Genomic DNA, 19,788 nt, shown 5'->3' with positions numbered 1-19,788 from the left:
AACTAATGAGCCATCACCCGGGCAAAGAGAAAACCCAGGTTAATGAACAAGTTGCTGGCGGATTTGCATTCGGGAGACGCGGGGAGAAAGGGGATGTTCCTCCAATTTGGTGGTAATTACCCGCAAGGGTGGGTGAAGTAACCCATTTATGGGGAAGCGGCAGCCCGGCCTGAATGTTTAAGCTGATATCATTCAAGAACCACCGGTTGAGCAGAAAAACATGAATCGTCGCAAGAAAATAAAGCAGCTACTGAAGGCTCACGCGAAAAAGGCCAGTGCCAAACTGGCACCGCAAAAAAAGGATAAATACATCAGCAAGGCTGACCGGTTGAAGCTGGCTGCCGAATCAGCTCAAGACCCGGTTGTTGCCGGCGAAAGCTGATCCCTGCAGGTCCTGCCCCTTTTTCGATTCGGGGGGCCTTGTCACCATCCACTCAGCGAATACCGGCACCCGCCATGGACTCCGGCACCCACTGTGCCGTCGATAGCGGCTCGATGTAACGGATGCCGCCATGAGGGCCGACCACGCCATTGATGTTGTAGGTGCCTTTCGACAGGTCGTACGTCATGAAGGGCGTGGCATCCGGGACTTGCTGGTCATAGCTCTGGCTGAAGAAAGCGAAGGAGCCACGATACAGCTGGCCACGGGTGTCGTATTGGTCGGAGGCCACCGCGGCCCAGGTATCTTCATCCAGGTAAAAGCGGCGCTTGTGGTAGATGTGCTTTGCACCGGGCTTGAGATTGCCCTCCACGACGTAGACCCGGTGTTTCTCCCAGCGAACGAAATCCGGGGCAATGAAATTCGGCGTGGTCAGGGATTTGGCATCGCGAGCGTAGGTGAGCTTGTAGGTGTTGTAGGGCACGATCATTTCCTGCTTGCCGACCAGCGTCCAGTCATACAGCTCGAGCGCACGGGCAGTACCGGGGTTGGGGGTGTCGTAGGCCAGGATCGAAATCTGTTTGACCCGGCGCTGGGCCGGCATGTATTGCCAGGCGCGACCGGGAAACTCCGTTGCATTGGTGGCGTTCTTGAGCATGATCGACTCGCCGGCTCGGCGCGCAGGCCCGGTATAGGACAATTTCAACTGATAATAAATGTCCGAGCTGTTGAACGGCTTGGACATGTTCTCGTAGATCGGGAAGGAGACGAATGCCTCGCCGGTGACCGCAAGGCTCGGTACGCCGGCTGTGTCGACAGTCCAGGAGTCGTACTTGGAATGGATGTTGACGCCCTGGTAGCGCAGCAGGAAGTTCCACATCGCCTCGGCGCCCGATTGCGGGATCGGGAACGGCACTCCGGGCATCACGTTGTCGATGGCGATCCCGCCGTTGAGGGACCTGGCATGGGTGGCATTCCTGCGGCTGTTGTCCAGTACCGCCTGGGGCAGCGATGCCGTGCGGTGGGTCGGATACACGTCGATGCGAAAGCCGGGGTAGCGCCTGGCCAATGCCACGGTGGTGGCGGTGAGCATGCCTTTGTACGCATCGACGTTCTTGCCGTTGATCACCAGCAGCGGTTTTTCGCCCGCAAAGGGGTCCGGGCGCATGCTGTCGCCGGTCTTGAAGCCGGGTGGGGCAGTGGTCAGGCCGCCGTTGTAGGGCGGAATGGAGCCATCGGCATTACCGGCTTTTTCGGCTCCCACCCACGTCAGGCTGCTGCCTAGCCGGGCGGCTTCCTGGCTCGATACATAGGCTTGGGCATCGATGGCCAGCGCCATGAGGGGTACGGCAGCCAGAAGAGTTTTCACGAATTTCATATTGTTGTTCTCCTGCCTGGTGTTCCAGGCAACTCCTTCCCGGAAAACTGTAGGAGCCAGCCTGCTGGCGATGGTCGTTAACGTTAACGCGTGTGAACTGGATTAACGCGGCGCTCTTGAGTCCATCGCCAGCAAGCTGGCTCCTACAGGTATTGCGTTTCCCGGAATTGCGTGAAGAACCATTAAAAGCCCCGCGCATCACAGACGCTTTTCATTCGACGACAGCCCCTTTGCTATTCATGACAGGCCTATTGATGACAGGTCCGGTTGGTCCCAACAGGCAATCAATCGCGCGGTCGCTGAGAGTGACCGTCACTTCTTTGTATTTCCCTGCGGAATCATTGAGTTACAGAATGGTCATAAGCATGTCTGAACACTGCCCGGATGAACGTTTCGAGCAGCCGTGACCCTTCCATAATCCGACATTCAGGACGTTTTCATGAATCGCGCAGTAATCTTTATCCTGGCCATTTCCAGCGCCGTGTTGTTGGGAGGCTGCGGCCCGCATTGGGATGATGGAGAACGTTACGGGCGATATCACGATCATGATCATCGCCGTGGTTACGACTGGAGAGGGGACGATGATCGAGGTTATGACCGTGACTATGATCGTCGTGGCTATGATCGTAGCGACTATGATCGCGATCACCGTCGCTACCGTGATCGTGATGACAATGACGACTGATATACGCAGAGAATAATTTGCAGCCCGTCTCATACCTGGCACTAAAGTGAACAAATCATTGAAAAAAACCGCTATAAGCTTTACATAAATGTGAAACTAGATGGCACATTGCTAGCAATCAGTCAGTGAGTTTCGGCAGTTTTTGGCTCAGGGAGCCCTGATGAGTTTTCGTACATTGACCGACTCCCGGCGGCATTCGAGCCATTGCGAAGTGGCCGCGCTCCAACCCATGGTGAATCCGGATGCTGTCGGCATGGCTTACGCCGGCGGCGACGACTCGATCGAACTCGTGCTGGACTCAGCGCGCAACTGGGCCCACAGCACTGACTGGGTGTTCTACCGCGCCGGCGAACAAATGCATTGGGTCGGGCAAGGCGACCCGCAGGCGCAATGGCCTTCAAGCATTGCCAATGAGGCGTTTGAAGCCTTTTGCCGGACTTCGAACTTGCATCGTTGGCCGACCGGCAGAGGCGAAAGTGAGCTGGGTTGGCTGCTCGCACCCGTCAACAATGCGGCTGAACCTGCGTTCGCGGACTTTGCCCGGCGCCTGGGCATCGAACTACAGACCAATACCCTGGCCCGTGCGCAGATCACCCAGCGTGTGCTCTATGAAATTACCTATCTGGCCAGTTCGACCCGTGACCGTTCAGTGTTCCTGGTGGGGGTTCACCGGCTGCTGGCCAGCCTGATCGACGCCGAGAACTTCTATCTCGCGCTGTATAACCCGCACACCGGCAAGATCGATTACCCGTATTACGTCGACATCATTGACGTCGACGCGCTGGAATCGGAAAACCATGAATACCTTGACCCTTCGCGCCTGTCGTTGACCGGGCAGGTGTTGACCACTGGCCAGCCCTTGCTGATCGACGCTGCCGGTATTCTCGAGGCCCAGGCACAAAATCGTTTCCACTGCGTGGGTGATCGTCCCGAGTTCTGGATGGGCGCACCGTTGAAAAATGCCTCCGATGACGTGTTTGGCATGCTGGCGATGCAGGTCTACGACGTTTCGCGCATCTACAGCGCTGAAGACCGCGCGTTGTTTCTGGTGGTCGCCCGTCACGTGGCCATGGCGCTGGACCGGATCCTGCACCGGGAGGACCTGGAAGAAACGGTGATGCGTCGCACCCTGGAACTGTCCGCACTCAACGATGCATTGCGCCAGGAAGTGGCAGACCGGGAGCGCGCCGAACATCTGCAGAGCGCGCTGTTCCAGATTGCCGAACTGTCCAGCCAGCCCGGTGACATGGCCGAGTTGTTTGAAACCCTGCATGGCATCGTCGGTGATCTGCTGTTCGCGCAGAACTTCTATATTGCGCTGTTCGACGACACCACCGGCGAGGTGACTTTTCCCTATTACGTGGATGAACGGCAGACGACCTGCCCGCCGGCACGGCGAGGGCGCAGGGGCCTGACCGAGTATGTGATCCGTCAGCGCCGACCTTGCCTGATTGACGTTGCCGAGGCCGAACGATTGCACGCGCAGGGTGAAATCGAAATCGCCCATGAGTCTGTGCGCTCTTACTCCTGGCTGGGCATTCCCTTGTTCGAAGACGACGCGGTGCGTGGCGTGCTGGCGGTGCAAAGCTATACCTCGCAGGTGCGCTATACCCAGCGTGACCAGGAACTGCTGACGTTCGTGTCGCGGCACATCGACACGGCACTGTCGCGACGCACGGCCGCTGAAGCGATCCATGCCGCCAACCTCAAGCTCGAGGCCCGGGTGCAGAGCCGCACCCGCGAACTCGATCACGCCAATGCCAAGTTGCAGCACGAAAACGCCCACGATGCGCTGACCGGGCTGCCGAATCGCACCTACCTGCAACAGCGCCTCAATCTGGCCTGGTCGCGGTTCGGCAGCGAGGGCGGGCACCTGGCGGTGATGTTCATCGATCTGGACCGTTTCAAGATGGTCAACGACAGCTTCGGCCACCACTTTGGCGACCTGCTGTTGATGCAGGCGGCCCAGCGTTTGCGCGGTTGTCTGCGCGAGACCGACATGCTGGCACGCCTGGGGGGCGATGAGTTTTCGGTTCTGGCGCCCGAGGCCCCGCTGGACGTGATGATCGAGATCGCCGAGCGGATCCTGGTGGCGTTCGACCTGCCGTTTTTCATCAATGGCCATGAGGTTTTTTCGTCGTGCAGCATCGGTATCGTCAGTGCCGACAGTCAGTTCCACCACGAACCCGCCGACTTGCTGCGCGATGCCGATGCGGCGATGTACCGGGTCAAGAGTGCCGGGCGCGACAGCTATGCGGTGTTCAACCAGGAAGTGCGCCGTGAAGTCTCGGACCAGGTCGAGCGTGAAGGGGCCTTGCGCAACGCGCTCAAGCGTACTGACGAACTGCTGCCGTATTTCCAGCCGATCGTCAGCGTCGAAACCGGCGAGCTGCTGGCCCTGGAAGCGCTGATCCGTTGGCATCAGCCGGGCGGCCGGGTGATCGCGCCGGGCGAGTTCCTGCCGGATGTCGAAGGCCTGCGCCTGATCGGTCGACTGGACCTGTACATGCTGACCAGCATTGCCGCGATCCTCGCGCAGCCCGAGCACGCCAATTGGCCTGCGGTGCACGTCAACTGTTCCAGCTACAGCATGACGCGCCCCGACTTCGCCAGTGAGGTGCTGGAACTGTTGGCGCAGCACCGGGTATCGCCGTCGCGGATCTGCCTTGAACTGACCGAAGGGGCGCTGGTCGCCGAGCCGGCGATTGCCCGACAGACCATGCAGCAACTGGCCGACAACGGTATGTCGGTGGTGCTCGATGACTTCGGCGCAGGGTTTTCTTCCCTGAGCTATGTGCATCAGTACCGTTTCAGCGGTTTGAAAATCGACAAGTCGTTCATTCTCGAGCTGACCAGCAGTTCCCGCAGTCGCGCGATCGTCCGGGCGATTGTGCGGATGGCCGAGTCGCTGGACCTGAGTGTGGTGGCCGAAGGCGTCGAGGATGAAGCGACGCTGGAGCTGCTGCGTGAAATGGGCGCAGGGCAGGCCCAGGGTTATCACTTTGCCAGGCCGATGGCGTTGAAAGCGCTGTTGGCGAGTGAACTGCTCGGCCGTCAGGGATCTAGCGGACTTCATGGCGCAAGCCAATACGGATGAACATTTTTCAAGGGAGAGACTCATGGCATCAGGGCAATGTCTTTGCGGGGCGGTACGCTTTTCCCTGGCGGTTGAACCACGATTTTTCTATCGCTGCCATTGCACGCTGTGTCGCAAGCAAACCGGGGTCGGCCATAATCTCGCCACACTGGTCAATGCCCGCGACTTTCGATGGGAAGAAGGGCAAGAGGTGATCACCGGTTGGCGCAAATCCACCGGGTACAGAAATGACTTTTGCTCGCGATGTGGCTCGACCGTGCCTAATGTTCTTCGCGAAACACCTTATTTCTGGATTCCGCTCGGACTTCTCGATGCCGGGCTGAGCATGGAGTGCATTGGAGATTTCTGCACCGATGACGCGATGCCATGGGATGAACAACGCTCGGAAAAAAGCCATTGCGCAGCCCCGGAATCACTAGGGTTTCTGCTGCATGAACTCCAGGTCAATGCCTGACCCGGAAACGGTTCACCACTGTCTGCTGCCCGGAGTGCCGAATGCCGTCCATCACCACGCCCCTGGTGGCGCTGTTTGTGCTTTGCCTGGCGCTTGAAGTGCCGGCCCAGACCAGCGACTGCCCGGCTGGCGAGAGACAGGTGTGCCTGGATGGCTGCATCTGCCTGCCGGACATGGTGCCCGAGGATATCTACCAGATCGCGACGCCGGCCCTGGCGCTGTGGCTGACCCAGGCCCGCGATGAAGCGGCCACCGCCGGTACCCAACCCATTCCACCGCATATCCGTGAGCAACTGCTGCCCTGGTACGATCCCGGCGTCCTCGATGCCGCGCGCTACAAAATCAGCGACAACGGCCAATTCAGCGCCGCCACGGCCATGCTGCAGAACCCCGATGTCGGTGCCGTGACGCTGATCGACATCATCCTCTTCCGCGACCCTCAAGCCGCAGAAACGGACGTCGCGCTCTGGGCTCACGAACTCAAGCATGTGCAGCAATATCAGGAATGGGGTGTGCACGGATTTGCCCAGCGCTATACCCATGACTTCAATGCCGTGGAGGCACCGGCTTATGCCATACAGGCCGAGGTCAGGCGGGCGGTGCGCAAAGGGGCTGACTGAAGCCGTCCCTACTCAGCCCCGGTTGGCGCAGACGATAAGTTTGATCACCGAGAAATTCACGCCCCCATGGCCGCAATCGAAATGGCGGGCAAGAGGTGCCGGGTTTTCATGCGGATCTTCCTTGATCGTTCGTTGTGGAATGACAGCTGATCAACCACAGCACCAGGGCTGTCGCACTGATCGAGGCGCCCAGCAGGCTGACGGCTGTCCAGCCCCATTGCGCATACACCTGGGTCGCGGCCGCGGCGCCCAGTGCGCTGCCCACCGAGTAAAAGCACATGTAGGCGCCCACCATGCGGCTTTGGGCATCCGGTCGTGCGGCAAAAATGAAGCTCTGGTTGGTGACGTGGACGGCTTGCACCGCGAAGTCGAGCAAGACCACTGCGCATACCAGCGCGATCAGTGACGTCTGCGCAAACGCGATGGGCAACCAGGACAGCGTCAGGATCACCAGCGAAATGCCGGTCACGCGTTGCCCCAGACCCTGATCGGCCCAGCGACCGGCTCTTCTGGCAGCAAGAGCACCGGCGACGCCGGCCAGACCGAACAGGCCGATGGCCGTGTGTGACAGCGACAGCGGAGGCGCGCTCAATGGCAGCACCATGGATGTCCACAACACCGAAAAAGCGGCAAAGATCAGCAAGGCCAGCAGGCCCCGGATGCGCAAGACCGGTTCGGTCATGAACAGCCTGAACAGCGAACGGATTAGCGCCGGATAGGTGTTTCGGTTGCGTGGAGACAGGGTGCGAGGAAGCACTTTCCAGAACACCGCCGCGAGGACCAGCATCAAGCCCGAGGAAACGAAATACACGGCGCGCCAGCCGGCCAGATCGGCGATCAGCCCAGAGGTTAACCGCGCCAGCAGAATGCCCAGGACAATGCCGCTGGTGACGGTGCCCACGGCCTGGCCCCGTTGTGACGGGGTTGCCAGCACGGCGGCATAGGCCACCAGCACTTGAACCATCACCGCCAGCAATCCGACGATGACCATGGCGCCCAACAGGGTCAGCCATTGCTGCGCTGCACCGACCCCCGCCAGTGCAATCGCAGACAGAAGCACTTGCGTCAGGATCAACCCCTTGCGGTTGAGCAAGTCGCCCAGCGGGACGATGAACAGCAACCCCAGCGCGTAACCGACCTGGGTAGCCGTCACCACCACCCCGATCATTGATGAGGCAACCCCCAGGCTCTGAGCCATTGAATCGAGCAGGGGTTGAGCGAAATACACGTTGGCGACTGCAAGCGCGCAGGTGACGGAAAACAGCAGCGTGAGTGATGGAGAAAGCCCCGCAGACCCGTCTGCGCCAGCGCTTTCTCCATTATCCGCATCGGGCAGGCCCGAAGCCTGCGGGGCGAAAGAGCAGGTGGCTGAATCGGCATCGGCTGTCACAGGAGCCTCCGTGGCGTTAAACTGGTTTCAATTAAAAACTGGATTGAATTGTTATCGAATCAGGTTTTAAATTGCAACCACTTTGCTCGGGATTGCACGGCAGGCCCGGCAATCCTTAATCCAGAAGGTCAATACGATGGTCGAAGACACTTCATCCCACAGCAGCGAATGCCCGGTAGCCAGAACACTGGAGGCCATTGGGGATCGATGGTCGCTGATGATCATCCGCGACGCATTCGACGGCATTCGCCGATTCAGCGAATTTCAAAAAAGCCTGGGCGTGGCCAAGAACATTCTGGCAGCGCGCTTGAAAACCCTGGTTGAGGTTGGTGTGTTCGACGTTCAACCCGCGTCAGACGGCAGTGCCTACAAGGAGTACGTCCTTACGGACAAAGGGCGGGAGATCTTTCCGGTGGTGGTCAGCATGCGGCAGTGGGGTGAGCGTTACCTGTTCAAGCGCGAAGAGACGCGTTCTGTCCTGCTGGACAACGAGCGCGGCCAGACGCTGATGCCGATTGTAGTTCGCTCATCCAGCGGTCAGAAGCTTGGGCCGTCCGACTGCCACAGGGTCAGGGTGGTTGCCGACGAGTCGTGAATCGATGGGCCATGACGGTCAGAGGTCAGTGGCAGCCATCGGTCCGGGGTTGATCTCGCCCCGCACCGATACGCCGCCCAAAAAGCCGCAAACTATGACAGGCGCGATTCAAGTGCCGTGTTGTTCAAACTCTCGTCCGTTGCCCCGATGCGCGAGAACACCAGCCACACGAACAACAGCACGCTGCAGCCGATGAGCAGGGAAGCAATGGCGATCAATGGTTCGACTGCCGCAAAGCCCTTGAGGCGCATCAGCAGTGCACCCAGCATCACCGGCACACTCAGGTTGTACATCCAGAACTGTGCGGCCGCCGCTCGCCCTCCGGTGATGGACGGGTGCAGCGTGCCGATGACACCGAACAGGGCCATCGACACCCATCCCAACAGATTGATATGGGCATGTACTGCGTAGAGCGAATGGTCGCCGGACGCGCCCATCACGACACCCAGCACCACGCCAGTGGCAAAGTAGATGGCCGCCAGCCGAAACCAGGTCCGCGAACGGGGATTGTGATTCATGGCATTCACCTCATGCGCCCGGGGGCGCGTTCAGTTGCTGAAATCCTGATATGAAATCTTTGAGCCCGGCGCGCTGGTTGTTCGGCACACGGGGCAGTGGCATATCCCATGCCACGCCTCTATTATGAGACAAGTGTCTCACGACAAGACGGAGTATCATTTATTCCATGCCGAATCCCAAGTCAAGCCCGTCTGTCCGCGACGGCGATTCCCAGGGCCGATCCAACCAGAAGCTCAGAACGCGGCAGGCGTTGATCGATGCTGCCATTGCCTTGCGCGACGAGGGCCATGACCCGACTGTCGCGCAAGTGGCTGAGCGCGCGATGGTGTCTCGAGCCACCGCCTATCGCTACTTTCCCTCACCTGAAGCGCTGATCAGCGAGACGGCCGCCGAGCGTGACATCAAGCCACTGGAGCAGATCTGGCGACCGGGAGACGATCCGGTGAAGGGCATTGGCCTGGCGGCGCAGGCGTTGAACAAGGTCTTGATCGACGACGAGATCGGCCTGCACGTGATGGAGCGATCGTTCATGACGGTGTGGCTGGAAAACCAGTCTCCCCAGACGCCACTGCGGCCGGGGCGGCGCATGAGCTACATCGAGCCGATCGTCGACTCGCTCAAGGACGTGCTCTCACCCCGCGCGCGCAAACGACTGAAACAGGCGCTGTCGATCGTCATGGGCACCGAGGCGTTGATCGCCGTGCGCGATATCAGTCGCGCGAGCATCGAAGAATCACTCGACACTGCCACCTGGGCAGCGCGGGCCCTCGTCCGTCAGGCATTGGCCGAAGAGGAACAGGCACGACACAAGCGCAACCGTTCGCGTTCTGATCCCGGTCGTTTCGGGCAGTTATAGGAGATTGTTTATATTCCTTAGGGGTGTTGTATCGCGGAGGTAGGGCGGTATCAGGCAGTTGAGTCAGTCGAGCAGTGTCACCAGCCGAGGCTCGATGGACTGTGCAGACAGCTCCAGCAGCGCCAGGGTGACCGGTAGCTTGAAGCGTCGACGACCGGCGCTGCCCGGATTCAGGAACAGTCGTTCGCCGCGCCATTCGATGCCTGGTTTATGGGAGTGGCCGCAGATCACCAGGTCGATACGCTCATCTGGATTGATTGCAACGTCGGCGATGTCATGCACCAGCAGGACCTTCCAGCCGTTGAGGTCCAGGCGCAGACAGTCGGGCAGCTCGCGTGCCCAGGGCGCGTCCAGGTCGTTGTTGCCACGCACCCCATACACCGGTGCAATGGCCGCCAATTGGTCGAGGATGTGCGCGCTGCCGATGTCGCCGGCGTGAATGATGCCATCGCAGCCCAGCAGGGCGGCGATGGCTTCGGGGCGGAGCAGGCCGTGGGTGTCGGAGATGACACCGACTTTCATCGCTGGCGGGTCGAGCGGCATTCTGACGGGCCTGTCTGCTGTGCGATTGTCGCCGCCACTAACCTTGCGGCACCACCCGCGCTTCGTTTCCAGTGCCCTCGACATAAACCTTCAGGCCTTTTGTCAGCGCCGGATTGATTGGCTGGGTCACCTGAACCAGTACGCCGCTTTGGGTCCGGACGATGATCTGCTGAGCGTCTACGGGCTGATCATATTTTTTCTTTTCTACGTAATTGCCGCCAACCCCGCCGGCGAGGGCACCGGCAACCATCGCCACATCCCGACCGGTTCCCTGGCCGACCAGGCTTCCCAAGGCCAAACCGCCAAGACCGCCCAATATGGCGCCGACGCCGCTATCGTGATTGGTCTGCATCTGGGTGAGTGTAATCTGCTCTATTTTCCCCGAACGGATCTGCGTCTCGCCAGCGCCTCCGCTCCCGGCGCCGACCGCGGCACAGCCGCCGAGCACCAGCCCAAGAAACGTAACCGACAGCCAGGAAGCGAAAGTTTTCATCGTCGAACTCCATTTTCAGGGGAATAGATCATGCAAACGCTTCAATTCACGTTAGACGAAAAAGCCTGGTGCATTCGGTTCTTTTACCGGGCAAGGTCGGTAGCGGGGCTTGCGCAAGGCAGAGTTGCCAGCTTCAACAGACGTCACTTGGCCTGATTCGATGGATACAGACCGGCGAACCGCGCTATCACCACACCCACGTAAAAAACGCCTGAAAATTCTTCGACCATCACCAGTGAGCGGGCATGGTTGGTCATCGGGATAAAATCACCGTAACCGGTGGTTGTGAGCGTCGTGAAGCTGAAATAAATCAGTTTGAAGAACGTGCCGGGTTGTTCGAAGTCGAAGTGGCCGGGGCCGAATGAACCAGCGCTGGATATCTCGACCAGGGCATATACGAAGGACCAGACGAAGGCCAGCATGATGTAACCCGCAAGCGCGCCATGCAGCTTGTCGGCAGAAACTGGCCCGCGATTGAGAATATAGCGAAGCACTCCGCTGAACGAGACGGCAAGAGACGCCGTATAAGCTATCCCGGCAAGGTTGAGAATCGCGATACTCTGAGCCCACAACGCCGTCCATTGAAGACCAACCCCAAGCAACGCCAGACCCAGCTTGAGGATGAACCCCCGCCGAGTCTGCCTGGTGACAAAAGCACCCACGAGCAGCACGATTGAAAACAGAATGCCAAGCAACGTACGAGCAAACAGACCTTCCTCAAGAAAGGGAAACAGCAGGATCAATCCCAGCAAGAGCAGCAACAGATAGGTGCAGGGACCTTTCCCCATGAGCATCTGAGCTAAACCCGCGTCGGATTCGGCTTTGTCTTGCGGATTTGTCATATCGGTTTCCCAAAGGGCCAAGTAGTGCTTCGGACCTGACGTCGCACGGTTGAAATCAGACTTGGCTTCAGAATAGTCGGCAGTACGATTCAAGTCGTGAATGGGTGTGGAATGCTCTAGTCCGCGCCTTCAGGCAACCCCTGTCGTGAAACTGTAATATTGCAGTCATAGAATTGACATGAGTGATTACATTTATTACAGATGGCCTTTGGCCTTTTCATGGATGAGCAAGCCTTATGCGTCGTGTCGTATTCAATCAAAAAGGCGGCGTTGGAAAATCCAGCATCGCCTGCAATCTTGCCGCTGTGAGTGCTGCCGAAGGGTACCGAACGCTGCTGGTTGATCTCGATCCCCAGGCAAACTCGACTCACTACCTCACGGGGCTGAGCAACGAGCGTATTCCTGCCGGCATAGCCGATTTCTTCAAACAGACGTTGTCCGGCGGCTTCGAAGGCCGGCGCAATCGGGTGTCCATCACCGAGACCCATTACAACAACCTCCACCTGGTGACGGCGAGTCCCGATCTGGCAGACCTGCAATCAAGACTCGAGAGCAAGTTCAAGATCAACAAGCTGCGCAAGTTGCTGGTTGAACTGTCCGAGGATTATGAGCGCATCTATATCGATACGCCGCCTTCACTGAACTTCTACACCTTCAGCGCTTTGGTGGCGGCGGACAGGTTGCTGATTCCATTCGATTGCGACAGTTTTTCTCGCCAGGCGATCTACCGGGTCATCGCTCAAGTGGAAGAACTGCGACTCGATCACAATGAGTCACTTGAAGTGGAAGGGGTGGTGGTCAACCAGTTCACCGGGCACACCGGGTTACACCAGAATCTCGTCAATGAGCTGCTGGCCGAAGGCTTGCCAGTGCTGCCGGTTTATCTCAGCAGTTCCGTCAAGATGCGCGAGTCTCACGAAGTGTCTGTTCCCATCGTGCATCTGGCCCCGCGCCACAGACTCTCGCTGGAGTACGCGGGCTTGCTGGATGCACTTGAGCGGGCGGCCTGACAGCGAGTCGCTGTCTACGTACTATTGCAAGCCGCCCGTTACGAACCTGTACTCCGATCAAAAGTATTTGAGCCAGCCGATATCACGACGACGAGCCTTCAATGCGGCAAACCAGCGCACAGGTAGATACAGCGTTATAGCCAGGAGTGCTGCCGCCAGCCACACCACCCAAATGCTGTCGAAACCGAAGTAGTTGCCCTGATTCAAACCGAACAACGCCACATGGGCCAGATACAGCATTTTCAGCGCGTAAAGATGGAGCAGGTAGAAGAACATCGGCGCTGCGCCAAATACCGCCAAAGTGCTGATCCACTTGCGTTGCTGAGCCCGCTCAAAGCCAAGCAGCAGCAACAGGCCCACCCCTAGCGTCAGCGAGAGGAACAGCAGGGAAGGCGGGTACTTTGTGATGTTGAAGAAACTCATGAGGGTTTGTGTGGTGCTTTCATGGTTCACCCAATGTGCCTCGCCATAACCGTTCACCAGGCGCAGTGCGATGAAACCGGTCAATGCGCTGGCCCCGGCCAGTAACAGATAGCGCTGACGCACGGTGGCCGAGGCTGGGCGTGCGAACCAGGGGCCGATGCAGTAACCCAGGGCGATGACACCGATCCACGGCAGCAGCGGATAGGAAGTGCGCAGGCGCAAGTTGTCGGAGAATTCGATCCAGCCGCGATCATGCAAGATTGCCCAGGGCAGGTGCATCGCTGATCCAGACGGGAAGTGCAGAGAATCGAGCAGGTTGTGCCCGGCGACGATGACCAGGCCCAAAACACACAGGAGTGGCCGGGGTAGCCAGATCAGTGCAGCGAGGGCGGTCATGCTGACGCCAATCGCCCAGATCACCTGCAGGTAGATCACATTGGGCGGGAACTGGAATGTCCAGGCAAAATTCACCAGAGTGAACTCCAGCAGAACCAGGAATAGACCACGCTTGAACAGGAACATCGACACGGCTTTCTTGCCCTGGTGCTTTTCGCCGTACAGATAAGCGGACAGTCCGGTGAGCAGAACGAACACCGGCGCACATAAATGGGCCAGAGTCCGACTGAAAAACAGCGCCGGTTCGGTGGTGTCGATGACCATCGGGTCGGCTACCTGGCGGTGCAGAAAGAACGTCTCGCGCACGTGATCGAGCAGCATCAATATGATCACCAATCCCCTGAGGGCATCGATGGATAGCAGGCGCTGGCTTAGGCTCGTGGTGGGCGGAATCTGATTGAAGTTTGTCATCGAAAGTCGCAGGCAGGGAGGGTGGATAGCTCTGCCAGTAGCCACCGACAGATTATGCGTGGTTATAGTATAACATAATATAGACCTGTCCCGCGAACGTTCCGGCCATTGCTTCGATATAGCCTGAAGCGAGTTGTTTATTCCATAAAGAAAGTGCAAATACGTTTTATAGTGCGTTTTAATCTATTCAGGTTTTTTGAATTGATTGGAGCATTTTTCTTTGAAAACTATGGCGCTTCTACCCTTTGGCCTGGCGTTGCTCGCTACCTGCTCAACGGCTTTCGCGGGTGCGACCCTGGATCGCGTGACACAGAAAGGGGAGCTGACCGGCGTCCTGATGGAAAGTTATCCGCCGTTCTCGTTTCTCAATGAGCAGAACCAACTCGACGGGTTTGACGTGGATGTTGCCAAGGCTGTTGCGCAACGCCTGGGGGTCAAACTCAAATTGGAAACACCGTCCTGGGATGTGATTGCCGCTGGCCGCTGGAGTGGGCGCTATGACATCTGCGTCTGCTCGATGACCCCGAGCAAGGCACGGGCCGAGGTGTTTGATTTTCCGGTCGAGTATTACCAGTCGCCAGCAGTCATCGTGGTGAATGCCAAGGACAAAGACATCACGGCGGGCAAAGACTTGTCCGGCAAAAAAGTCGGTGTGATCAGCGCATCGACTTACGAAGCCTACTTGAACAAGGATCTCGTGATCGAGGGCGCCGAGGACAAGCCGTTGAACTATCCGTTCGATAACGTCCAGGTGGCCCCTTATGACAATGAAACGGTGGCCTTCCAGGACCTGGCGCTGGGCACAGGCGTTCGTCTGGATGCCATGGTCACCAACCTCATCACCGCTCGCGAGCGGATTGCCCAGGATCCGCGCTTCAAGATAGCCGGCGACACGCTGTATGCCGAACCGAACGTCGTGGCCATTGAAAAGGGTGACCCGCAATGGAATGCCAAAGTCACCGAGGTCATTACTCAACTCAAGACTGACGGTACGCTGAGCAAGATTTCGCAGAAGTGGATCGGTGCCGACATCAGCCAATGACAGCCCTCAATCCACACCCGGCCAAGGCGACTGCCGCCCCTGCAATCGAGACGCGCCGATTCAGTCAATTTTTTGGATTTCGCACTCGCCTGTATCTGACGTGGGCAGCGTTGTCTGGATTGTGCGTGCTGTTCTTCATGAGCTTCGATTTGAAGTTTTCGATCATCCTGGAGAAATTGCCCAATCTGGTCGGCCTGCACCTTGGGCCAAACGGTTTCCTGCAAGGCGCCGCGCTGACGTTGTTCCTATGCTTGTGTTCGATCTGGCTCTCGTTGCTCCTTGGCTTTGTCACCGCGCTGGCGCGACTGTCACGCAGCGCAGTGGCATTCGGTATCGCCAGTTTCTATGCGTCTTTTTTTCGCGGTACACCGCTGCTGATCCAGATCCTGCTGATCTATCTGGGCTTGCCGCAGTTGGGCGTTGTACCCGGTGCAATCAGCGCGGGGATCATTGCGCTTTCGCTTAATTATGGTGCCTATCTGAGCGAGATCTTTCGCGCCGGCATCCTGGCTGTAGCACCCGGGCAGCGCGAAGCGGCGAAGGCGCTGGGTCTTGGGCCGAGGGCGACCTTTTTGCACATCATCTTGCCGCAAGCCATGCGCACGATCATTCCGCCGACAACCAGCCAGTTCATTTCAATGCTCAAGGACTCATCGCTGATTTCGGTGATGGGCGTGTGGGAGGTCATGTTCCTGGCGCAGTCCTATGGGCGGTCTTCCTATCGCTACATCGAAATGCTCACCACCGCAGCGGTCATCTATTGGTTGCTGTCCATCGGGCTGGAATTGATACAGCACCGCCTTGAGCGCCACTACGGCAAAGGTTTCAAGAATCAGCGGTGAACCGCCCCGTTTAATGACTTTACTTACAGGAATCACGATGTCCGATCCAAAACCTCTTTTGTTTGCACTCTATGAGCAAGCCAGTGTGGGCTGCGGCGGCGCACCCAGCCTTTGGACGCACCCCGCTGACGAACGACTGGCGATCAACTCTCTGGGCTATTGGTCGAACCTGGCGCGCATTGCCGATCAGGCTCACCTCGACATGCTATTTTTTGGTGATGTGCTGGGCTTCTACGATGTGTTTGGTGGCAACGCCGATGCGGCGATGAAGTGGGCGGTGGAAGCCCCGGCGAACGATCCGTTGATGATCATTCCAGCCTTGGCCGCCGCTACGGAGAACCTGGCCTTTGGCGTTACCGTGACCACCAGCTACGAACATCCCTTTACCCATGCCCGACGCTTCAGCACGCTGGATCACCTCACCAACGGCCGGGTCGGCTGGAACATCGTCACCTCATACCTGTCCAGCGCCGCCCGCAACTTCGGCTTGGAGCAGATGATCAAGCACGATCATCGCTATGAGCGTGCCGAAGAGTTTCTTGATGTGGTCTACAAACTCTGGGAGGGCAGTTGGGCCGACGACGCCGTGGTCGCGGACAAGGCGCGCCAGCTCTACGCTCGGGGCGAGCGCGTTCGACCGATCAATCATGTGGGTGAGCATTACCGGGTGGCCGGGCCGCATTTGACGTCCCCGTCGCCGCAACGCACGCCTTTGTTGATTCAGGCGGGCTGGTCGGGGCGCGGTCGTGAGTTCGCCGCCAAGCACGCCGAGTTGATCTTCATTGCCAAGTCCAACCCGCAGGAAATTCGCCTGGGGCTCGAGGAAATCTGGGCCAGGGCTCAAGCACGTGGTCGTCAGCGTGATGATGTGAAGTCCCTGACAGTGCTGCGTATCGTCACCGCGAAAACCGAGATTGAGGCGCAGCGCAAATACGACGAACTGCAAAGCAACTATCACTTGCAGGCGCAACTGGTCAGTTACGCGGGCGACACCGGCATTGATATCGGCCGCTATGCCGACAGTGAGGCGCTTTCCACCTACACCGAGGGCATGACCTCCTATGTGATGCACCCCGATGGCAGTGGCAAACCCTTGACGGCAGGTGACGTCAAACAGCGTTTTGCCAGCGTCACCCGAGGCAGTGATCTTATTCTCGTGGGCACCCCTCAACAGGTGGCCGAGCGCATTGAGGAACACGCCAGAATATCCGGTACCAGCGGTTACATGATTAACCCGCTGATCAGCCCGGGCAGTCTTGAGGATTTCGTAGAACTGGTGATCCCTCAATTGCAGAAACGTGGGCTATACCGTACACAACCGCAAAGCGGTACCTTTCGCTCGCGGTTACGGGGTGACGGTTCGAACCATTTGCCGGCGTCGGCTTATGGCGCTTCGTTCCGTTTCAATGAAGGTTTGTAGTGGCAAGGCCTGGAGGTCACTTGTAGGCGCTAGCTTGTCGGGTCGCCGCATCGCAGCGATGGTCGTTAACGATTACGCGTGTGATCTGGATGAGCGCGGCGCACTTGAGTCCATCGCCAGCAAGCTGGCTCCTACAGTTTTTCACCGTGGACGCGTTCCCTTGTGGGAGCTGGCCTGCCAGCGATGGTCGTGAACGATAACCCCGGAAGCCTGACGCCCCGAGGCGCTCTCAGGTTTTTCGCGAGCAAGCTCGCTCCTACAGTAGTTTCAGCGTGGGCACGGTCCCCTGTAGGAGCTGGCTTGCCAGCGATGGTCGTGAACGATAACGCGTGTAACCTGGATAAGCGCGGCGCACTGGAGTCCATCGCCAGCAAGCTGGCTCCTACAGTTTTTCAGCGTGGACGCGTTTTTGGAGGCTCGTCAAGTCTGAGAGGGAATTCTCGAACACGCCCCCTGAAGTCTGGAGCACCATGACCTGGGCTGAGTATTCGTAATCTCTGGTGATGCCGACGACGGTGCCGGGCGGCAAAATAGATTGACCGTCCGGGGTCTTCGGCAAGGGCGCCTTGATGGATTCAAAAACATCGTTACTGACCTTGAATATCGGTCGCGCCGCCAGTTTGATCTTGCCCTGGATTTCGGGTTGCCAGCTCATGTTGAAGCAAGCGGCGACCTGGCCGCTGAGCACCATGTACTTACAGCGTGAATAGGGCACTACTTTTAACCTGGCTTCCACGGCCATCTCTTTGAAGTCGGCGAGGACCACGTCGTTGGCGTAACCGGTACCGTTCCGTTATGGTCGACCCGACGGATGATTTGAGAAACTCGCAAAGAAGCGCTCGCTGACGGAGTAACCGGCCTATACCGTTGTTTGACGAATGCCCGGATCAAAAAGGACAACACATGACCCAGTATCTTGCCTTGTTTCTTGTCGGCGCCACGGGATTCGCCCAGGCGCAATCCCTATGCTCTGACGCCTGGTACCTAGCGATAGACAAGCGACTGCAAACGGCCGATGCGCAAGGGCACGGGCCGGATATTGGCTCCGACGAATGGAAATCGGTGATCGAATTCAAATTAGGGGTTCGCGGTAGGGCAAACGTGCCTGAACGAAACTCCGAAAAGTGGTGCATATACATCGATCAGCAGACCAAGGCGATACAGGCGACCGGGAGCGACGCCGCAAAACCCCTGGCGGTCAATGTTGAACCTGGCCCTTCTTACGATTGCGGCAAGGTGGAGCCCGACGGTATCGAAGCGATGATCTGTGAGGACAAGGACTTGTCCGCACTCGATCGCAAGCTGTCGCAGGTTTATGCCAGTGCAAGTATCAAGGCCGGCAACGAGCATCCTCCCACGCTGAAAGCAGAGCAACGTGGATGGATCAAGGGGCGCGATGACTGCTGGAAGAGCGATGACGCAGGTGCATGCGTACGCATGGAGTACCAGCGCCGCATCGCCGAGTTGCAGGCCCGGTACCGACTGGTGTCGGGCACAGGGCCTGTTTACTACGAGTGCGACGGCAACCCGGCTAACGAGGTTACGGCCATGTTCTTCAACACCGATCCGCCGACATTAATTGCCGAGCGTGGCGATAGCGTATCGCTGATGTACCAGCAGCCAGGCGGCAGTGGCATAAAGTACCTTGGGCGCAATGAGACCCTTTGGGAGCATCAGGCCGAGACGATAATCACTTGGGGATACGGTGCGCTCGAGTCGCATTGCAAAAGAAAACCTTGAAACTGCGCGCTCATCGAACGCATTGCCGGCAGGCGATCGCTCGTGGCGCCATGCTGGCTAACCCAGTGCTTTCCTCAGCCCTTTCAAGCGCACATTCGCCCGTTGCACAGCGGCCATTTTTTCAGGCCGCTTCATGCGTTTCCACTTTCTGATGTCTTCCTTGCTTCGCCCGCAACTGACACACAGATCGCCACTGAGTTGGCAAACTGCAATGCAGGGATTTTCGATTTCCTTAGCCATTGTCAGTCACCCTTTGGCTATCCGTGATTGAGCCAGGCGATTTTTCCAGTCGCCGCCGTGAGTACGTTGGCACTCTTGCTCAGAGTCGAAGCGGACATTGCGGTCTGAAGGGGTCAGGTCGATGTTGGCCTCACTCAACGCGATGGCCGTCAACTCAAAGATGCGCGCCTTCGCGTCAACCTGGGCGAGCTGCCTGTCAGCCAGGGTTTCGAACACCCAGGTGACCTTCAGGGTTTCAGCCAACGCATTCAGGTCAGCGGCGTGGGTGAGCCAGGTAAAACCTTTGATTTCACCTTTTGCGGTTTCGCATGCTTCGGTGAGCGTGGTGATCAACCGGCGCTCGATCCGCGCCAGTTCACGTTTGCCTGGTGGCATCAGGGGTTCCTTTGGAGACAAGAGTGGGGAGGTGCGGG

The 19,788-nt window shown here is 58.3% G+C and carries 22 protein-coding genes and 1 pseudogene; 13 read left to right on the top strand and 10 right to left on the bottom strand.

Features of this window, described 5'->3' with window-relative positions; genetic code table 11:
* Positions 1-220 precede the first annotated feature (220 nt).
* On the top strand, positions 221-382 hold the full coding sequence (locus tag PPUTUW4_RS28120) for a DUF2986 domain-containing protein (RefSeq protein ID WP_083884568.1): 162 nt from the start codon (positions 221-223) through the stop codon (positions 380-382).
* Between the two features lie 52 nt (positions 383-434).
* On the opposite strand, the gene PPUTUW4_RS13605 is transcribed toward PPUTUW4_RS28120, so the two are convergent.
* On the bottom strand, positions 435-1,757 hold the full coding sequence (locus tag PPUTUW4_RS13605) for a DUF1329 domain-containing protein (protein WP_015095181.1): 1,323 nt from the start codon (positions 1,755-1,757) through the stop codon (positions 435-437).
* A gap of 439 nt (positions 1,758-2,196) precedes the next feature.
* Between PPUTUW4_RS13605 and PPUTUW4_RS13600 the strand changes: the two genes are divergently transcribed.
* The 4 genes from PPUTUW4_RS13600 to PPUTUW4_RS13590 all read left to right on the top strand — a co-directional run bounded on the left by PPUTUW4_RS13600 (position 2,197) and on the right by PPUTUW4_RS13590 (position 6,613).
* On the top strand, positions 2,197-2,442 hold the full coding sequence (locus tag PPUTUW4_RS13600; protein ID WP_083884567.1) for a hypothetical protein: 246 nt from the start codon (positions 2,197-2,199) through the stop codon (positions 2,440-2,442).
* Positions 2,443-2,602: 160 nt separating this feature from the next.
* On the top strand, positions 2,603-5,539 hold the full coding sequence (locus PPUTUW4_RS13595; RefSeq protein ID WP_015095180.1) for an EAL domain-containing protein: 2,937 nt from the start codon (positions 2,603-2,605) through the stop codon (positions 5,537-5,539).
* Between the two features lie 22 nt (positions 5,540-5,561).
* A complete protein-coding gene (locus tag PPUTUW4_RS28115) occupies positions 5,562-5,993 on the top strand; it encodes a GFA family protein (RefSeq protein ID WP_015095179.1) in 432 nt (143 codons plus the stop codon).
* A 41-nt stretch (positions 5,994-6,034) separates the two neighbouring features.
* Positions 6,035-6,613, top strand: coding sequence for a DUF4157 domain-containing protein (locus tag PPUTUW4_RS13590; RefSeq protein WP_015095178.1), 579 nt, complete (start codon positions 6,035-6,037; stop codon positions 6,611-6,613).
* Positions 6,614-6,719: 106 nt separating this feature from the next.
* Here the strand turns inward: PPUTUW4_RS13590 and PPUTUW4_RS13585 are convergent, their stop codons facing one another.
* Positions 6,720-7,949, bottom strand: coding sequence for an MFS transporter (locus PPUTUW4_RS13585; protein WP_049810833.1), 1,230 nt, complete (start codon positions 7,947-7,949; stop codon positions 6,720-6,722).
* 190 nt (positions 7,950-8,139) lie between these two features.
* On the opposite strand from PPUTUW4_RS13585, the gene PPUTUW4_RS13580 reads away from it, so the two are divergent.
* Complete coding sequence (locus tag PPUTUW4_RS13580) at positions 8,140-8,598, top strand: helix-turn-helix domain-containing protein (RefSeq protein ID WP_015095176.1); 459 nt, start codon at positions 8,140-8,142, stop codon at positions 8,596-8,598.
* 92 nt (positions 8,599-8,690) lie between these two features.
* Here the strand turns inward: PPUTUW4_RS13580 and PPUTUW4_RS13575 are convergent, their stop codons facing one another.
* Positions 8,691-9,116, bottom strand: a complete 426-nt coding sequence (locus PPUTUW4_RS13575; protein WP_015095175.1) for a hypothetical protein — start codon at positions 9,114-9,116, stop codon at positions 8,691-8,693.
* 167 nt (positions 9,117-9,283) lie between these two features.
* Between PPUTUW4_RS13575 and PPUTUW4_RS13570 the strand changes: the two genes are divergently transcribed.
* A complete protein-coding gene (locus tag PPUTUW4_RS13570; RefSeq protein ID WP_015095174.1) occupies positions 9,284-9,973 on the top strand; it encodes a TetR/AcrR family transcriptional regulator in 690 nt (229 codons plus the stop codon).
* 63 nt (positions 9,974-10,036) lie between these two features.
* Here the strand turns inward: PPUTUW4_RS13570 and PPUTUW4_RS13565 are convergent, their stop codons facing one another.
* The 3 genes from PPUTUW4_RS13565 to PPUTUW4_RS13555 all read right to left on the bottom strand — a co-directional run bounded on the left by PPUTUW4_RS13565 (position 10,037) and on the right by PPUTUW4_RS13555 (position 11,851).
* On the bottom strand, positions 10,037-10,495 hold the full coding sequence (locus tag PPUTUW4_RS13565) for a metallophosphoesterase family protein (RefSeq protein WP_015095173.1): 459 nt from the start codon (positions 10,493-10,495) through the stop codon (positions 10,037-10,039).
* Between the two features lie 58 nt (positions 10,496-10,553).
* Entirely contained in the window at positions 10,554-11,009 is a 456-nt protein-coding gene (locus PPUTUW4_RS13560) for a glycine zipper 2TM domain-containing protein (RefSeq protein ID WP_041474867.1), read from the bottom strand.
* 143 nt (positions 11,010-11,152) lie between these two features.
* Positions 11,153-11,851, bottom strand: a complete 699-nt coding sequence (locus PPUTUW4_RS13555) for a potassium channel family protein (RefSeq protein ID WP_015095172.1) — start codon at positions 11,849-11,851, stop codon at positions 11,153-11,155.
* A 236-nt stretch (positions 11,852-12,087) separates the two neighbouring features.
* Here PPUTUW4_RS13555 and PPUTUW4_RS13550 point away from each other — a divergent pair, with 236 nt between their 5' ends.
* Positions 12,088-12,861, top strand: coding sequence for a ParA family protein (locus PPUTUW4_RS13550; RefSeq protein ID WP_015095171.1), 774 nt, complete (start codon positions 12,088-12,090; stop codon positions 12,859-12,861).
* Between the two features lie 57 nt (positions 12,862-12,918).
* On the opposite strand, the gene PPUTUW4_RS13545 is transcribed toward PPUTUW4_RS13550, so the two are convergent.
* The gene (locus PPUTUW4_RS13545) at positions 12,919-14,091 is read right to left on the bottom strand and encodes a DUF1624 domain-containing protein (RefSeq protein ID WP_015095170.1); all 1,173 of its coding nucleotides are present in this window, start codon (positions 14,089-14,091) and stop codon (positions 12,919-12,921) included.
* A 220-nt stretch (positions 14,092-14,311) separates the two neighbouring features.
* Here PPUTUW4_RS13545 and PPUTUW4_RS13540 point away from each other — a divergent pair, with 220 nt between their 5' ends.
* From PPUTUW4_RS13540 to PPUTUW4_RS30260, 4 genes and pseudogenes are all read left to right on the top strand, one after another.
* The gene (locus PPUTUW4_RS13540) at positions 14,312-15,133 is read left to right on the top strand and encodes an ABC transporter substrate-binding protein (protein WP_041474866.1); all 822 of its coding nucleotides are present in this window, start codon (positions 14,312-14,314) and stop codon (positions 15,131-15,133) included.
* A complete protein-coding gene (locus tag PPUTUW4_RS13535) occupies positions 15,130-15,975 on the top strand; it encodes an amino acid ABC transporter permease (RefSeq protein ID WP_015095168.1) in 846 nt (281 codons plus the stop codon). The genes PPUTUW4_RS13540 and PPUTUW4_RS13535 overlap by 4 nt, the downstream gene beginning before the upstream one ends.
* A 37-nt stretch (positions 15,976-16,012) precedes the next feature.
* Entirely contained in the window at positions 16,013-17,395 is a 1,383-nt protein-coding gene (locus PPUTUW4_RS13530; RefSeq protein ID WP_015095167.1) for an LLM class flavin-dependent oxidoreductase, read from the top strand.
* Between the two features lie 183 nt (positions 17,396-17,578).
* Positions 17,579-17,659: pseudogene (locus PPUTUW4_RS30260) on the top strand (outer membrane lipoprotein carrier protein LolA); the annotation flags it as partial.
* Positions 17,660-17,777: 118 nt separating this feature from the next.
* Here PPUTUW4_RS30260 and PPUTUW4_RS29910 read toward each other — a convergent pair.
* Entirely contained in the window at positions 17,778-18,131 is a 354-nt protein-coding gene (locus PPUTUW4_RS29910) for a hypothetical protein (protein WP_158467550.1), read from the bottom strand.
* Between the two features lie 167 nt (positions 18,132-18,298).
* Here PPUTUW4_RS29910 and PPUTUW4_RS13520 point away from each other — a divergent pair, with 167 nt between their 5' ends.
* The gene (locus tag PPUTUW4_RS13520) at positions 18,299-19,135 is read left to right on the top strand and encodes an MliC family protein (protein WP_015095165.1); all 837 of its coding nucleotides are present in this window, start codon (positions 18,299-18,301) and stop codon (positions 19,133-19,135) included.
* Between the two features lie 57 nt (positions 19,136-19,192).
* Here PPUTUW4_RS13520 and PPUTUW4_RS28105 read toward each other — a convergent pair whose 3' ends face one another.
* Together PPUTUW4_RS28105 and PPUTUW4_RS13515 are read right to left on the bottom strand one after the other, a co-directional pair.
* Entirely contained in the window at positions 19,193-19,375 is a 183-nt protein-coding gene (locus tag PPUTUW4_RS28105) for a DUF1289 domain-containing protein (RefSeq protein ID WP_015095164.1), read from the bottom strand.
* Between the two features lie 6 nt (positions 19,376-19,381).
* Complete coding sequence (locus tag PPUTUW4_RS13515) at positions 19,382-19,750, bottom strand: hypothetical protein (protein WP_015095163.1); 369 nt, start codon at positions 19,748-19,750, stop codon at positions 19,382-19,384.
* Positions 19,751-19,788: the final 38 nt, after the last annotated feature.

The sequence above is a fragment of the Pseudomonas sp. UW4 genome, from assembly GCF_000316175.1.
Taxonomy (GTDB): Bacteria; Pseudomonadota; Gammaproteobacteria; order Pseudomonadales; family Pseudomonadaceae; genus Aquipseudomonas; species Aquipseudomonas laurylsulfatiphila.
This window is presented reverse-complemented; position numbering and strand designations above follow the sequence as displayed.